This is a genomic window from Herbidospora daliensis, assembly GCF_001570585.1.
Taxonomy (GTDB): Bacteria; Actinomycetota; Actinomycetes; order Streptosporangiales; family Streptosporangiaceae; genus Herbidospora; species Herbidospora daliensis.
This window is the reverse complement of record NZ_BBXF01000003.1, coordinates 761,324-775,898: the sequence shown is the minus strand read 5'-3', so window position 1 is coordinate 775,898 and position 14,575 is coordinate 761,324. Positions and strand designations below refer to the sequence as shown.

At 70.2% G+C, this 14,575-nt stretch carries 14 protein-coding genes and 2 tRNA genes; 11 read left to right on the top strand and 5 right to left on the bottom strand.

From position 1 onward, the window contains the following. Nucleotides 1–51 precede the first annotated feature (51 nt). Both AW274_RS18660 and AW274_RS18655 read right to left on the bottom strand, forming a co-directional pair. Nucleotides 52–654, bottom strand: coding sequence for an MBL fold metallo-hydrolase (locus tag AW274_RS18660; protein WP_198169324.1), 603 nt, complete (start codon nt 652–654; stop codon nt 52–54). Then, entirely contained in the window at nt 645–1,733 is a 1,089-nt protein-coding gene (locus tag AW274_RS18655; RefSeq protein ID WP_062433706.1) for an S-(hydroxymethyl)mycothiol dehydrogenase, read from the bottom strand. Before AW274_RS18655 ends, AW274_RS18660 begins: the two co-directional genes overlap by 10 nt. 12 nt (nt 1,734–1,745) lie before the next feature. Between AW274_RS18655 and AW274_RS18650 the strand changes: the two genes are divergently transcribed. Next, the gene (locus AW274_RS18650) at nt 1,746–2,519 is read left to right on the top strand and encodes a class I SAM-dependent methyltransferase (protein ID WP_062433703.1); all 774 of its coding nucleotides are present in this window, start codon (nt 1,746–1,748) and stop codon (nt 2,517–2,519) included. On the opposite strand, the gene AW274_RS18645 is transcribed toward AW274_RS18650, so the two are convergent. Then, nucleotides 2,473–3,363, bottom strand: a complete 891-nt coding sequence (locus AW274_RS18645; protein WP_232320176.1) for a bile acid:sodium symporter family protein — start codon at nt 3,361–3,363, stop codon at nt 2,473–2,475. The two genes, AW274_RS18650 and AW274_RS18645, sit on opposite strands and share 47 nt — an antisense overlap. Nucleotides 3,364–3,504: 141 nt before the next feature. Between AW274_RS18645 and chvE the strand changes: the two genes are divergently transcribed. From chvE to AW274_RS40380, 6 genes are read left to right on the top strand one after another with little or no spacing between them, the layout of a single operon-like run. After that, entirely contained in the window at nt 3,505–4,620 is a 1,116-nt protein-coding gene (gene chvE, locus AW274_RS18640) for a multiple monosaccharide ABC transporter substrate-binding protein (RefSeq protein ID WP_062433700.1), read from the top strand. After that, nucleotides 4,617–6,167, top strand: a complete 1,551-nt coding sequence (mmsA, locus tag AW274_RS18635) for a multiple monosaccharide ABC transporter ATP-binding protein (RefSeq protein ID WP_062433697.1) — start codon at nt 4,617–4,619, stop codon at nt 6,165–6,167. Before chvE ends, mmsA begins: the two co-directional genes overlap by 4 nt. 37 nt (nt 6,168–6,204) lie before the next feature. Continuing rightward, on the top strand, nt 6,205–7,452 hold the full coding sequence (gene mmsB / locus AW274_RS18630) for a multiple monosaccharide ABC transporter permease (protein WP_062433694.1): 1,248 nt from the start codon (nt 6,205–6,207) through the stop codon (nt 7,450–7,452). Between the two features lie 24 nt (nt 7,453–7,476). Next, nucleotides 7,477–8,499 (top strand): LacI family DNA-binding transcriptional regulator, encoded by a 1,023-nt coding sequence (locus AW274_RS18625; protein WP_062433692.1) that lies wholly within the window; start codon nt 7,477–7,479, stop codon nt 8,497–8,499. Between the two features lie 57 nt (nt 8,500–8,556). After that, entirely contained in the window at nt 8,557–8,898 is a 342-nt protein-coding gene (locus tag AW274_RS18620) for a DUF3147 family protein (RefSeq protein WP_062433690.1), read from the top strand. Beyond that, nucleotides 8,895–9,353: a DUF3147 family protein gene (locus AW274_RS40380; RefSeq protein ID WP_157520409.1), complete on the top strand. Its 459-nt coding sequence runs from the start codon at nt 8,895–8,897 to the stop codon at nt 9,351–9,353. Before AW274_RS18620 ends, AW274_RS40380 begins: the two co-directional genes overlap by 4 nt. On the opposite strand, the gene AW274_RS18615 is transcribed toward AW274_RS40380, so the two are convergent. Next, nucleotides 9,259–10,059 carry an alpha/beta hydrolase gene (locus AW274_RS18615; RefSeq protein ID WP_198169276.1) on the bottom strand — a complete coding sequence of 267 codons (801 nt, stop codon included), beginning with the start codon at nt 10,057–10,059 and terminating at the stop codon, nt 9,259–9,261. The genes AW274_RS40380 and AW274_RS18615 overlap by 95 nt on opposite strands. A 261-nt stretch (nt 10,060–10,320) precedes the next feature. Here AW274_RS18615 and AW274_RS18610 point away from each other — a divergent pair, with 261 nt between their 5' ends. Beyond that, on the top strand, nt 10,321–11,514 hold the full coding sequence (locus AW274_RS18610) for an Nramp family divalent metal transporter (protein ID WP_062433686.1): 1,194 nt from the start codon (nt 10,321–10,323) through the stop codon (nt 11,512–11,514). A 101-nt stretch (nt 11,515–11,615) separates the two neighbouring features. On the opposite strand, the gene AW274_RS18605 is transcribed toward AW274_RS18610, so the two are convergent. Continuing rightward, nucleotides 11,616–12,656 carry a cupin domain-containing protein gene (locus tag AW274_RS18605; RefSeq protein WP_062433684.1) on the bottom strand — a complete coding sequence of 347 codons (1,041 nt, stop codon included), beginning with the start codon at nt 12,654–12,656 and terminating at the stop codon, nt 11,616–11,618. An 86-nt stretch (nt 12,657–12,742) separates the two neighbouring features. On the opposite strand from AW274_RS18605, the gene AW274_RS18600 reads away from it, so the two are divergent. The 3 genes from AW274_RS18600 to AW274_RS42040 all read left to right on the top strand — a co-directional run bounded on the left by AW274_RS18600 (nt 12,743) and on the right by AW274_RS42040 (nt 14,575). Next, nucleotides 12,743–12,815, top strand: a tRNA-Gly gene (locus AW274_RS18600). 65 nt (nt 12,816–12,880) lie between these two features. Next, nucleotides 12,881–12,952: transfer RNA gene (locus AW274_RS18595), tRNA-OTHER, on the top strand. 27 nt (nt 12,953–12,979) lie between these two features. After that, complete coding sequence (locus AW274_RS42040) at nt 12,980–14,575, top strand: SDR family NAD(P)-dependent oxidoreductase (RefSeq protein WP_062433681.1); 1,596 nt, start codon at nt 12,980–12,982, stop codon at nt 14,573–14,575.

Genomic DNA, 14,575 nt, shown 5'->3' with positions numbered 1-14,575 from the left:
CGTGAGCACGGCGGCCGGGCGCGCGTGGGCGGGCCCGGCCGGCGTGGCACGTCAGAAGCGTTCGGCCTCGATCGTGGTGTCGGGCCCGTGGCCCGTCTTCACCACGGTCTCCGGAGGCAGAGTCAGCAGCCTCTCCCTGATCGACGCGACGATCGTGTCGTAGTCGGAGAACGACCGCCCCGTCGCGCCCGGCCCGCCCTGGAACAGGGTGTCGCCCGTGAAGACGACCCCCAGGTCGGCCACGTAGAAGCAGCACGCCCCGGGCGCGTGCCCCGGCGTGTGCAACACGGTCAGCGTCGTGCCGCCCGCCTCGATCGTCTGCCCGTCGGCCAGTTCGCCGTCGGGGGCGCGGTCGGGGTGGGTGAGCCGCCACACCGGCAGGTCGTCCGGGTGGAGCAGGATCGGCGCGCCGGTCGCCTCGGCCAAGGCCGGGGCCTGGCGGATGTGGTCGTCGTGGGCGTGGGTGGCCAGGATGGCCGTCACCCGGCGGCCTCCGACGACCTTCAGGATCGTGTCGACGTCGTGGGGCGCGTCGAAGACGACGCACTCGGCGTCGTCGCCGAGGACCCACACGTTGTTGTCGACGTCGAAGGTCTGGCCGTCGAGGCTGAAGGTGCCCGACGTCACGGCGTGGTCGATCCGGGTCACTTCCAGACCACCACGGACCGGAGCACGTCGCCGTGGTGCATCTTCTCGAACGCGGCCTCGACGCCGTCGAGCGGGATCTCCTCCGACACGAACGCCGCCAGGTCGATGCGGCCCTGGAGGTGCAGGTCGATCAGCATCGGGAAGTCGCGGGTGGGCAGGCAGTCGCCGTACCACGACGACTTGAGCGCGCCCCCTCGGCCGAACACGTCGAGGAGCGGCAGGTCGAGGCGCATCTCCGGCGACGGCACGCCGACGAGCACGACGGTGCCGGCCAGGTCGCGGGCGTAGAACGCCTGCTCGTACGTCTTCGGGATGCCGACCGCGTCGATCACGACGTCGGCGCCGTTGCCGCCGGTCAGGTCGCGGATGGCCTCGACGGGGTCGGTCGAGGAGGAGTCGACCGTGTGGGTCGCGCCCAGGTTCCTGGCCCAGTCGAGCTTGCGGCCGTCGATGTCGACGGCGATGATCTTCGCCGCGCCGGCCAGCCGCGCGCCCATGACCGCGGCGATGCCGACGCCGCCGGCCCCGATGACCGCGACCGAGTCGCCCCGGCCGACGTTGCCGGTGTTCATGGCCGCGCCGAAGCCCGCCATCACGCCGCAGCCCAGCAGGCCGGCCACGGCCGCGCCCGCGGCGGGGTCGACCTTGGTGCACTGCCCGGCGGCCACGAGGGTCTTGTCGGCGAACGCGCCGATGCCCAGGGCCGGGGAGAGCACGGTGCCGTCGGCGAGGGTCATCTTCTGGGTGGCGTTGTGGGTGTTGAAGCAATACCAGGGGCGGCCGCGCAGGCAGGCGCGGCACTGGCCGCAGACGGCGCGCCAGTTGAGGATCACGAAGTCACCGGGCGCGACCTCGGTGACCCCTTCGCCGACCGCCTCGACGACGCCGGCGGCCTCGTGGCCGAGCAGGAACGGGAAGTCGTCGTTGATCGCGCCTTCGCGGTAGTGCAGGTCGGTGTGGCAGACGCCGCACGCCTGCACCTTGACCAGCGCCTCACCCGGGCCCGGGTCGGGCACGAGAATCGTCTCCAGCGTCACCGGGGCGCCCTTGGCCCGGGCCACCACGCCGCGTACTTCGTGTGTCATGGACCGATTGTGATGGACTGGATCTCCGACCGGAAGGAGGACGCCGTGCCCCCGCGGGATGACGATCTGTTCAAGGGCGCCGCCGACTACTACGAGCTCGGCCGCCTCCCCTACGCCGCGCAGCTGCCCGAGGTGCTCGCCAAGGAGCTGGGCCTCGGCCCCGGGTCGGTGGTGGCCGACATCGGGTGCGGGCCGGGGCTGCTCGCCGTCGCGCTGGCCCCCTTCTGCGGACGGGTGGTCGGCGTCGACCCCGACCCCGACATGCTGGCGCGGGGCCGCCGCCGCGACCCGTCGGTCGCCTGGGTCAGGGCGCGGGCCGAAGACCTGGCGTTCGAGCCGGGCGAGCTCGGCGCGGCGCTGTTCGGGCGCTCGTTCCACTGGACCGACCGGGCGCTGATGGCCGCCCGGCTGCGGACCTTCGTCCGGCCCGGCGGCCACCTGGTGCTGGTCTCCGAGATGCACCGGCCGGGCCGCATCCCGCCGCGGGTCAAGGAGCTGATCGCCGAGTTCCTCGGCGAGTACCGGGTGCCGAGGCTCGGCGACGAGGAGGAGATCATCGCGGCGGCGGGCTGGGCCGGCCCGAAGCGGCTGAGCATGCGGACGGCCGGCACCCTGACCCGCGACCCGGAGACCCGGGTCGCGGAGGTGTACTCGATGTCGAGCTCGACCCGGCACCGTTTCGGCACGCGGCTGCCCGAGTTCGACCGGCGGCTGCGCGAGCTGCTGTCGGAGCCCGAGGTCATCCCCTATCCGGCGACGCTGGCGCGGGTCTGGACGAACCCCTGACGGCGTAGCCGAAGACCAGGGTGGTGCCGAACATCAGCACCCCGTAGACGGCGGGCGGGATCGACATCGTCGAGTTGTTCAGCAGGGTCGGGCTGAGGGCGATGGTGATGGCCAGGGTGCTGTTGTGGATGCCGATCTCCATGCCCGAGGCGATGGCCTGGCGGCGTTCGACCCGGAACAGGCGCGGCAGCCAGTAGCCGACGGTGAGGCTGATCGCCGAGAACAGCACCGCGACGAGGCCGACCGAGGCGAGGTGGTCGAGCAGCCGTTCGCGCTCCTGCACGATCGCGCCGACGATGACGGCGGCCAGCACCAGCGCCGAGGCGATGCGGACCGGCTTGTCGGCGCGGTCGGCGAACGACCGTCTCCAGGCCCTGACCAGCATGCCGATCACGACCGGGATCAGGACCAGCGCGAACACCTGGAGGACCTTGTCGGCCTGGAGGCCGAGCTCGGCGCCGTCCTCGACGAAGTGGCCGATCGACAGGTTGACCACGAGGGGCAGGGTGAAGGCGGCCAGCACCGAGTTGACCGCGGTGAGGGTGACGTTCAGCGCGACGTCGCCGCCGAACAGGTGGCTGTAGAGGTTGGCGGTGGTGCCGCCGGGCGAGGCGGCCAGCAGCATCATGCCGACGGCGAGCAGGGGTTCGAGGTCGAAGAGCACGACCAGGCCGAAGCAGACGGCCGGCAGGATCAGCACCTGGGCGACCAGGGCGATCACGACGGCCTTGGGGCGGGTGGCGACGTCGGCGAAGTCGCGGAGGGTCAGGGACAGGCCCAAGCCGAACATGATGAGCGCGAGGGCGGCGGGCAGCGCGACGGTGGTGAGGATCGACTGTTGCACGGAACACCGTATTCTTCGGGGGTTCCGCCGGTTGTAGCAGCCGTCCTGGCCGCGATCAAGGGATGGTAACGCTCCCATCCCGTTGACTCGGTTTCATAACGAGCTATTGACACGTTTTATGTTAGCGATAACAGTCTTCGCATGACGCACGTGAGATTCCCCCGGATCGCCGCCGCTCTACTCATGGCCACTGCCCTGGCCGCGTGCGGATCCACCCAGAAGACTGTTGACGCCGAAGCCTCCCAGTCGGCCGCCGCCGGCACCGGAGGAGCCCTTGTCGGTGTGACGATGCCCACCAAGTCGTCGGAACGCTGGATCTCCGACGGTGAGAACGTCAAGGCGGGCCTCGAGAAGCTCGGCTACCAGGTCGACCTGCAGTACGCCGAGAACGACATCCCGACCCAGATCAACCAGATCGAGAACCAGATCACCAAGGGCGCCAAGCTCCTGATCGTGGCCTCCATCGACGGTACCGCCATCACGACGCAGCTCCAGCAGGCCGCCGACAAGAAGATCCCGGTCATCGCCTACGACCGGCTGATCCGCAACTCCCCCAACGTCGACTACTACGCCACCTTCGACAACTTCAAGGTCGGCGTCCAGCAGGCCACCTCGCTCCTCGCGGGCCTGAAGGTGGACGACTCGACGAAGGGCCCCCTGAACATCGAGCTGTTCGCGGGGTCGCCCGACGACAACAACGCGACGTTCTTCTTCAACGGCGCGATGTCGGTCCTCCAGCCGTACATCGACAAGAAGGTCCTGAACGTCAAGAGCACGCAGACCGACTTCAAGACCGTCGCCATCCTGCGCTGGGACCCCGCCACCGCGCAGAAGCGCATGGAGGACATCCTCACCAAGACCTACAGCGGCGGCGACCACGTCGACGGCGTGCTCTCCCCCTACGACGGCCTGTCGATCGGCATCCTGTCGGCCCTGAAGTCCAACGGTTACGGCACCTCTGAGCAGCCGTACCCTGTGGTCACGGGTCAGGACGCGGAGCTCGCCTCGGTCAAGTCGATCCTCGCCGACGAGCAGTACTCGACGATCTACAAGGACACCCGCCAGCTCGCCGACGTGACCGTGAAGATGACCGACGCCGTCCTGAAGGGCGGCAAGCCGGAGGTCAACAACACGACCGACTACGACAACGGCAACAAGGTGGTCCCGTCGTACCTGCTCGACCCGGTCATCGTCGACAAGTCCAACACCCAGACGCTCGTCGACTCCGGCTACTACGAGGCCTCCGAACTGCAATGACATCCCCAGGCGACATCCTGCGCATGCAGGAGATCACCAAGACCTTCCCCGGCGTACGGGCGCTCCAGGACGTGAACCTGTCCGTGCGCCGGGGTGAGATCCACGCCATCTGCGGCGAGAACGGCGCCGGGAAGTCGACGCTGATGAAGGTGCTGTCGGGGGTCTACCCCCACGGCTCGTACGAGGGGGAGATCTCCTTCGACGGCCAGGAGTGCCGGTTCGCCGGCATCCGCGACAGCGAGCAGCGGGGCATCGTCATCATCCACCAGGAGCTGGCGCTCTGCCCGCAGTTGTCGATCGCGGAGAACATCTTCCTGGGCAACGAGCGGTCCCGGCGCGGCCTGATCGACTGGAACCGGACCAACCACGAGGCGCGGGTCCTGCTCGACCGGGTGGGCCTGCCCGAGAACCCGGTCACCGTCGTCTCGGACATCGGCGTCGGCAAGCAGCAGCTCGTCGAGATCGCCAAGGCGCTGTCGAAGGAGGTGCGGCTGCTCATCCTCGACGAGCCCACCGCGGCGCTGAACGACGAGGACTCGGCCCACCTGCTCGACCTGCTGCGCGGCCTGCGCGAAGAGGGCATCACCTGCGTGATCATCTCGCACAAGCTGAACGAGATCGCCGCGATCGCCGACCGGGTCACCATCCTGCGCGACGGCCGCTCGATCGAGACGCTCGACATGGACGCCGACGACGTCACCGAGGACCGCATCATCTCGGGCATGGTCGGCCGCGACCTGGAGCACCGCTACCCGCCGCACGAGCCGTCGATCGGCGAGGAGGCGTTCCGGATCGAGGACTGGACCGTGCACTCCCCCGTGCAGCGCGACCGCGTGGTGGTCTCGAACGCCGCCCTCTCGGTACGGCACGGCGAGATCGTCGGCCTGGCCGGGCTGATGGGCGCGGGCCGGACCGAACTCGCGATGAGCGTCTTCGGCCGGTCGTACGGCGTCGACGTCTCGGGCCGGGTCTACCGCGACGGCAAGCAGGTCGAGATCAGGAACGTCCGCGACGCGATCGGCCACGGCATCGCCTACGCGACCGAGGACCGCAAGCGCTACGGGCTGAACCTGATCGAGGACATCAAACGCAACATCTCGGCCGCCGACCTCGGGCGGCTGGCACGGCGCGGCTGGGTGGACGACAACGAGGAGTACCGCGTCGCCGAGGGCTTCCGCCACGACATGAACATCAAGGCCCCGAGCGTGCTGAGCGTGACCGGGAAGCTGAGCGGCGGCAACCAGCAGAAGGTCGTCCTGTCGAAGTGGATCTTCACCGACGCGGACGTCCTGATCCTCGACGAGCCCACCCGGGGCATCGACGTGGGCGCCAAGTACGAGATCTACTCGATCATCAACCGCCTCGCCGACAGCGGCAAGGCGGTGCTGGTGATCTCGTCGGAACTGCCCGAACTGCTGGGCCTGTGCGACCGCATCTACACGATGTCGGCCGGCCACATCACCGGCGAACTCCCCCGGCACGAGGCCACCCAGGAACGCCTGATGACACTTATGACCACGTTGACCACCAAGGACACAGCCCGATGACCGACTATCGAGCCCTGGACCCGCATCTGGAGGTCCGATGAGCAGCGTCTCCCCCGCCACGGCCCCGGCCGCCCCCGCCGGACCGCCGTCGACCGGCCCCGCCCGGACCACCGTCTTCGGGGTCTCGCTGAACATCCGGCAGAGCGGGATCTACATCGCCTTCGCGCTGATCGTGGTGCTGTTCACGATCCTGACCGAGGGCGCGCTGCTGCAGCCGCAGAACATCTCGAACATCATCGTCCAGAACTCCTACATCCTGATCCTCTCGATCGGGATGATCCTGATCATCATCGCCGGGCACATCGACCTGTCGGTCGGGTCGGTGGTCGCCGTCACCGGCGCCATCGCCGCGGTGCTGATGGTCGACTACGGCATACCGTGGCCCGTGGCGCTCGTGCTCACCCTCATCGCGGGCGGGCTGATCGGGGCCTGGCAGGGGTTCTGGATCGCGTACTTCGGGATCCCGGCCTTCATCGTCACGCTCGCCGGCATGCTGCTGTTCCGGGCGCTGACGCTGACCGTGCTGGGCAACCAGGGCATCGGTCCGTTCCCCGACCCGGTCCGCACCCTCTCCAACGGGTTCACCGACGGCTACTTCGGCAACATCGGGCTCGGCATGCTCGGCGGGGCCGACATCTTCTCGCTGCTCGTCGGGGTGCTCGTCGTCGGCGGCATGGCGCTGTCGCAGTGGCGGACCCGGACCGCCCGGCTCGGCTACCACCAGGCCGTCGACCCGCTGCCGGTCTTCCTGCTGAAGATCGTCACGGCCGCCGCGGTCATCATGTTCGTGGTGGTCCAGCTGGCCCGGTTCCGCAACCTTCCCTGGGTGCTGGTGCTGCTGGCCCTGCTCGTGCTGGCGTACTCGCTGGTGACGACCCGGGCGGTGTTCGGACGCCAGGTCTACGCCATCGGCGGCAACCTGCAGGCGGCGGTGCTGTCGGGCATCAAGGTCAAGCAGGTCGTGTTCTGGATCTTCGTCAACATGGGCGTGCTGGCCGCGCTGGCGGGGGTCATCTTCGCGGGCCGGCTGAACCAGGCCGGGCCGACCGCCGGCAACGCCTTCGAGCTCGACGCCATCGCGGCGGCGTTCATCGGCGGCGCGGCGGTGCAGGGCGGCGTCGGCAAGGTGGTCGGCGCGATCACGGGAGGTCTGATCATGGGTGTGATCAACAACGGCATGTCCCTCATCGGATCGCCGAGTGAACGCGTGATGCTCGTGAAGGGCGTCGTGCTACTCGCGGCAGTGGCATTCGACGTGTGGGCCAAGCGGCGTGCCGCCCGTTAGGTCAAGGTCATAGGCTTGGATCCCATGACCACTTCCCCCGGCGGCGAGCCGGCCGAACGCACCAAAGCGGCCGTTCTCGAAGACGTCGCCGGCCTCGCGGGCGTCTCGGCGATGACGGTCTCCCGCGTCCTCAACGCTCCGGAGAAGGTGCGCCCCGAGACCCGCGCGCGGGTCCTCGCGGCCGTCCAGGAGCTCGGCTACCGGCCCAACTTCGCGGCCCGTTCCCTCGTGACGGGCCGCTCGGGCGTGCTCGGAGTGGTGAGTTTCGACACGACTCTGTACGGCCCCGCCTCCACCCTCTACGCCATCGAGCGCGCCGCCCGCGAACACGACTACCTGGTCAACATCGCCAGCCTCGAGGCGATGACCCGGCGGTCGATCGCCGAGGGCGTCGACCGGCTGCGCCAGCAGTCGGTCGACGGCGTGATCGTGATCGTGCCCCACGAGTCGGCCGCCGACGGCCTGCGCGACCTGCCGCCCGACCTGCCGGTGGTCGACGTCGGCGGCGGCGAGCGCCTGTCGGTGCCGGCCGTGGCGGTCGACCACCACGCGGGCGCGGTCAGGGCCACCCGGCACCTGCTCGAACTCGGGCACGAGACCGTCCACCACCTGAGCGGCCCGGCGAACTGGATCGACGCCAACAACCGCATGCAGGGCTGGCGGCACGCCCTGCGCGGCCGCGAGGTCCCGCCGCCGCTGGCCGGCGACTGGTCCGCGAACAGCGGCTACGAACAGGGCAAACGGTTGTCGCGCGACCCGTCGGTGACGGCGGTGTTCGTGGCGAACGACCCGATGGCGCTCGGTCTCATGCGGGCCTTCCGCGAGGCCGGCCGCCGGGTGCCCGAAGACGTCAGCGTGGTCGGCTACGACGACGTGCCGGAGGCGGCCCACTTCTGGCCGCCGCTCACGACGGTCCGGCAGAACTTCGCCACCCTCGGGCGGCAGGCGTTCCAGTTACTGCTGAACCGGATGGTCGGCCACGACACCTCCGAACGCCGCACGGTCGAACCGGAACTGGTCGTCCGGGAGTCGACCAGCCGCCGGTAAAACCGAATTACCCGGCCCGTGACCTGATCGGAGCACCCCAGCGGGCAACGGTCTTCCATGGACGACGTGTGGTTGATCGTGGCCCGGGGGGTGTTCGGGGGCGTCCTCGTGATGTGCTTCGCGCTGCTCGGGGAGGCGACCTCGCCGAAGCGGTTCGCCGGCATCTTCGCCGCCGCCCCGGCCGTGGCCATCGGGGGGATGGTCATCACCGCGGTGAGCGACGGACGCGAGGAGCTCGCCGAGTCGGGCCTCGGCATGGTCGCCGGCGGGATCGCGCTGGTGGCCTACTGCGCGCTGGCGGTGCCGATGGTCCGCCGGTTCGGCGCGCTCAAGGGCTCGACCGGAGCGCTGGTCCTCTGGGCGCTGGTGGCCTGGCTGGGCTGGACGGTGATCTCGTGAAGGTGACGTTCCGGGCGTCGCGGCTGCGGCACACCCGGGTGCGCGACCTCGCGGTGCGCTTCGTGTTCGGCGCGGCCATCTCGGTGGTCGCGGGCCTGGTGGGCGAGCGCTGGGGACCGCTCGCCGGGGGCGTCTGGCTGGGTTTCCCCGCCATCCTGGGCGCCACCCTCACCCTCATCGAGGAGGAGGAGCACAAACGCGGCCCGGCCGCCAAGGACGCGATGGGCGCCATCTTCGGCGCCGGCGGGCTGACCGCGTTCGCCGTCTGCGTCTGGCTGCTGGCGACCCGGCTCCCGTCGTGGCTCGTGCTGCTGCTGTCGCTGGTGGCGTGGATGGTCGTGGCCGCGCTGCTGTACGTCGTCAGCGAAGCGAGCAGATCGCGTCTTCGATCACGCGGGTCACGGCCTCCGGATGGGAGACCAGGGCGAGGTGGGAGCCACCGTCGAACTCGGTGACCTTCGACTTGGCCCGCTTGGCCATCGCGCGCTGCGACTCCGGCACGATGATCTTGTCGCCGGAGGCGATGAAGTACCACGACGGGATCGTCTTCCAGGCGGGCTCCTTCGACGGGGTCATGAACGCGGCCGTCGAGGCGGCCCGCTGCCCGGCCCACAACTCGGCCGACCGCGTCTTGGGCAGGTCCTGGCCGAAGGAGTTCTGGAAGACGTCCTTCTTCAGGTAGAGGTCCTTGGCGCTGGTGCCGGGCGCGGCGGTCTGGTCGTAGAGGGTCTCCGGCTTCCCGCCCAGGGCCGAGCCCTGCCCGCTGAGCTGCATGGTGTTCTCGCCCGCTGCGGGGGCGGCCGCGTCGACGTACACCAGCGCCTTGACGTCGGGGTCGCCGGTGGCGGCGTTGGTGATGACCGAACCGCCGTAGGAGTGGCCGACCAGGACGACCGGCCCCTGGACGGTGTTCAGGAAGTCGCGCACGGTCTGCGCGTCGCTCGTCAGGTCGCGCAGCGGGTTGCCGATGGCGCGGGCGGTGTAGCCCGACCGCTGGAGTTCCTGGACCTCACCGGCCCAGCTGGAGGTGTCGGCCCACGCGCCGTGGACCAGGACGACGGTGGGCTTGACGGGGCACACCCGCACGGCGTCCGCCTCGGCGGCGTGGGCCGGTGCGGCGCCCGTGAGGATCAGGACGACGGCCAGGAGCGACTTCGACACGGTTCTCCCCCAGATCAGCGTCGGCCGGCGAGCACGCCCTGGAGCCTTGCTCATATCGGCCATTAACCGAACATATCCAGATTTATCGTAAATGCGCAATTAATGGGGCCGAGTTTCACCGCTTACCTCCTACGGGAACATTTGACTCGGTGTGGCGATTTCCAATACCCAACAATTAGGGAAATCACTGTGATTGCTCGCCCCAATCCCGCTAAATCCGGCATCCGGCCATCAACTCGGAAAGTCCCCGCGCTGGCGCCCATGTTGGGCCCGGCGTTCGTCGCGGCCATCGCCTACGTCGATCCGGGGAACGTGGCCACCAACCTCACCGCCGGGGCGACCCTCGGCTACCTGCTCGTCTGGGTCGTGGTGCTGGCCAGCCTGGTCGCGATCCTGGTGCAGTTCCAGGCGGCCAAGCTCGGCATGGCGACCGGGCTCAACCTGCCCGAGCTGTGCCGCGAGCGGTTCGGCCGGCGCGGCAGCCTGCTGCTGTGGGCGCAGGCCGAGATCGTCGTGCTCGCCACCGACCTGGCCGAGTTCGTCGGGGCGGCCATCGGGATGCAGCTGCTGTTCGGCATGCCCGTGTGGTTGTCGGCGATCACCACGGCGGTCATCTCGCTGGCCCTGCTGGAGCTGCGGCGCAAGGGGCGCACCCGGCCGTTCGAGCTGATGAGCGCGGCGGCGCTGATGTTCGTCGGCGCCGGGGTCGGCTACGACATCGTCGCCACCGGCCACCAGTCGGCGGGCGGCCTGGCGGCCGGGCTGGTGCCGAGCCTCGGCGGGCCGGGGGCGCTGCTGCTGGCGATGGGCATCGTCGGCGCGACCGTCATGCCCCACGCCGTCTACCTGCACTCCGCCCTGGTGCAGGGGCGCGGCATGTCGACCGAGGCCGCCCGCGCGCAGCCCGCGCTGGTGCGCCGCATCCTAAGGTGGGACTGCTCGCTGGCGCTCGGCGTGGCCACCGTCATCAACGTGTCGATGATCGCGCTCGGCGCCGGGCTCGGGGTCGCGAGCGGCGGCACCTGGACGGGCGACCTGTCGGCCGCCCACGCCGAACTGGCCGCCCGCGTGGGCGGCTTCGCCGCGCTGGCGTTCGCGGTGGCCCTGCTGTCGTCGGGGTTGTCGTCGTCCGGGATCGGCACGCTGGCCGGCGACGTCGTGATGCGCGGGTTCCTCAACGTGCGGGTGCCCGTCCACGCGCGCCGGGTCGTGACGATGACCCCGGCCGTGCTGGCGCTGCTGTCCGGGGTCTCGCTCACCGACCTGCTGGTGCTGAGCCAGGTGGTGATCTCGCTCGGCGTTCCGGTGGTGCTGTTCCTGCTCGTGTACTTCTGCCGCGACCGCGACCTGATGGGCCCGCTGGTCAACGCGCCCCTCACGACCTGGATCGCGGGCACGGCGGCGGCGGTCGTCGCCCTGCTGGGCTGCTCGCTGCCGATCACGATGCTGCTGTGACGACCGACCGCGCGAAGGTCCGCGCCTGCGCCGCGCTGGCCGGCGTCTCCTTTTTCCTGGACGCCGACCTCCGGCTCACCCTGACGCTCTCCCTGCTGGCGCTATTTGCCCACGGGGTCGCTGGGATTGCGGCGCGGCACGAAAAGCGGGTCGATGGGAGTGAACGGCAACTGCGGGAGTTCTCTCTCGGGAATGGCGAAACTCGCGGCGAGGACCTCCCGTGAAAAGGCGGTCGCGGTGGCCTTGTAACCGATGTCGGCGGGCATCGGCTGGTCGAAGAAGATGAGGAAGTGGATTTCGTCGTCGCCGATGACCTCGATGTGGTGCGGGAACGCGCGCGGCACGAAATAGAGGTCGCCGGGGCCGAGGAGGTATTCGTCCAGGCTCAGATCGGGGTCGAGCACGCGCATGCGGGCGTGGCCCTTGGCGACGTAGCCCATCTCGGCGGTGACCGGGTGCCAGTGCGGCTCCCGCATGCCGCTCTCCCTGATGCGCAGGGAGTACATGGAGATGTCGTCGAGGGCGGCCCAGAACTGGTGCCGCGCCATCCGCGCGTCGCCGTAGGAGTAGGTCAGCACCGGCGCCTGGCTCTCGATGTCGAACAGCTTGGCGTTGGGCAGCTTGGCCGTCGGCGCCACGTCGACCGATCCGGCGCGGCGCACGATCTGCTGGGCCGGCGACCGGTCGAACGCGGCGAACGCCGACGCCGGGAGGTCGAAGGTGTTGCCGAGCACGGCGTCGGTCATCGCGGTGAAGCTGTCGCGCACCGAGAAGTGCTGCGGCCGCTCGCTGCGCAGGGCCAGCACGAGCTCGGCGCGGTCGGCGCCGATGTTCTCGATGTGGTAAACCGCGCCCGACTCGACGTGGTACATCTGCCCCGGCCGCACGACGAACGACGAGAACGCGTCGGCGTTGCCGAGGATCGACACCAGGACCGTGCCCGAGACGACGTAGCCGAGCTGGTTGGCGTTGACGTTCCACTGCGGCTCGCGGATCGCGCCCGGCTCCAGCAACACCCGCTTCAGCGAGAGCCCGTCGAGGATCGGCAGCACCTTCTCGTCGACCACGGTGACGGACCCCAGGTCGTTCTCGAACGTGGGCCGGACCTTCCCCAGCGACGTGATGTGCGGCGACTTGCGCATGGCATGCTCCCCCGAATACGACAGTTTTCCCAGGTTAAGCAGCATGTGTCGGAAGCCGGGGGATTGACACGTTAGTGTTCGGGCGCACGGTCGTAGCGCAGAGGTCGTCGCGCCTTGTAGCCAATGAGGAGGACGCCGGTTCGAATCCGGCCGATCGTGCGCACTCCGCGAATCACGCGGACAAGATCCGGAATGTCGGAGATGTGCGCTAGCCTTCCGGCGACACGGTCGTAGCGCAGAGGTCGTCGCGCCCCAAAGCGATGCGGAGGACGCCGGTTCGAATCCGGTCGGCCGTGTCACTTTTTTGCCAGAGGGGGACGCGCGTGGCTTCTGACGTCGAGACCTGCCTGCGGGTCCTGGCCGAGGCCCGAGCGGCCGATCCCGGCGACGAGCGCTGGACGCGGGTCCGCGAGGCCGCCGCGCAGGTCTACCGGGCCGACAAGAAGGCCCGCAAGGCGGCCAGGAACGCCGACCGCCGCCGGCACGACGACGTCGTCACCGCCGCCGCCGAACGCCACCGCGACCAGAACCCCGGCTCCGCGCCACCGGTCGACACCCCGGCGGGCTCACGGCCGCCGGTCGGCACCCCGCCAGGCTCACGGCCGCCGGTCGGCACCCCGACGGAGTCACGGCCGCCGGTCGACACCCCGACGGGCTCACGGCCGCCGGTCGACACCCCGGCGGGGTCACGGCCGCTGATCGGCACCCGTCGCTGTTACGTGTGCAAGGCCGCCTACGACCGGGTCGACTCGGTCTACCACCGGCTCTGCCCGGCCTGCGCCGAGGAGAACCTGGCCCGCCGGGTCGCCCGCTGCGACCTGCGCGGACGCCGGGCGCTGGTCACCGGCGGCCGGGTGAAGATCGGCTTCCACACCGCGCTGAAGCTGCTGCGCGACGGTGCCGAGGTGTTAGTGACGACCCGGTTCCCGGCCGACGCGGCCCGCCGCTACGCCGCCGTGCCCGACGCCGACCGGTGGCTCGACCGGCTGCACGTCCACGGCGTCGACCTGCTCGACCTGCCCGGGGTGGCGGGCCTGCTGGAGACCGTGCACGAGCGCTTCGACCACCTCGACATCCTGGTCAACAACGCGGCCCAGACGATCCGCCGCCCGGCCGCCTACCACCGCGAGGTGCTGGCGGCGGAGGACGTCCCGCTGGAGGGCCTGGCCGCCCGGATCCGCCGCACGACCGGCCACCGCCCGGCGTCCACCGCCTCGATCGGCACCTCGATCGGCACCTCGATCGGCGGCGCGGTCGGCACCTCGATTGGCGCCGCCGCTGGCATCCGCCTGGACAACGCCGGGAGTGCCGCCGCGATCGCCGCCTCACCCGGCATCGGCGTCGCGGGTGCCACCGCGCCGGAGAGCCTCACCGCCGTCCCGGACCTCGAGGCGCTCTTCCCCGCCGGGATGCTCGACGAGACCGGGGAGCCGCTCGACCTGCGCGACCGCAACAGCTGGAGCCTGCGGCTGCACGAGGTCGACCCCGCCGAGTGGCTGGAGGTGCAGCTCGTGAACTCCTTCGCGCCGTTCCTGCTCACCTCGCGGCTGCGGGGGCTGCTCGAAGCCTCGCCGCATCCCGACCGCTACGTCGTGCAGGTGTCGGCGATGGAGGGCAGCTTCTCCCGGGCGAACAAGACCGTCCGGCACCCGCACACGAACATGGCCAAGGCCGCGCTCAACATGCTCACCCGGACCGCCGCCCCCGACTACGCCGCGAGCGGCATCCACATGAACAGCGTCGACACCGGGTGGTGCACCGACGAGCGGCCCCACCCCGAGAGGGCGGCAAGCGGCTTCCGGCCGCCGCTCGACGTGATCGACGGGGCCGCGCGGGTGTACGACCCCGTCGTCCGGGGGGTCGGCGGCGACCCCGTCTCCGGACTCTTCCTGAAGGACTACCGATCGGTGGAGTGGTGA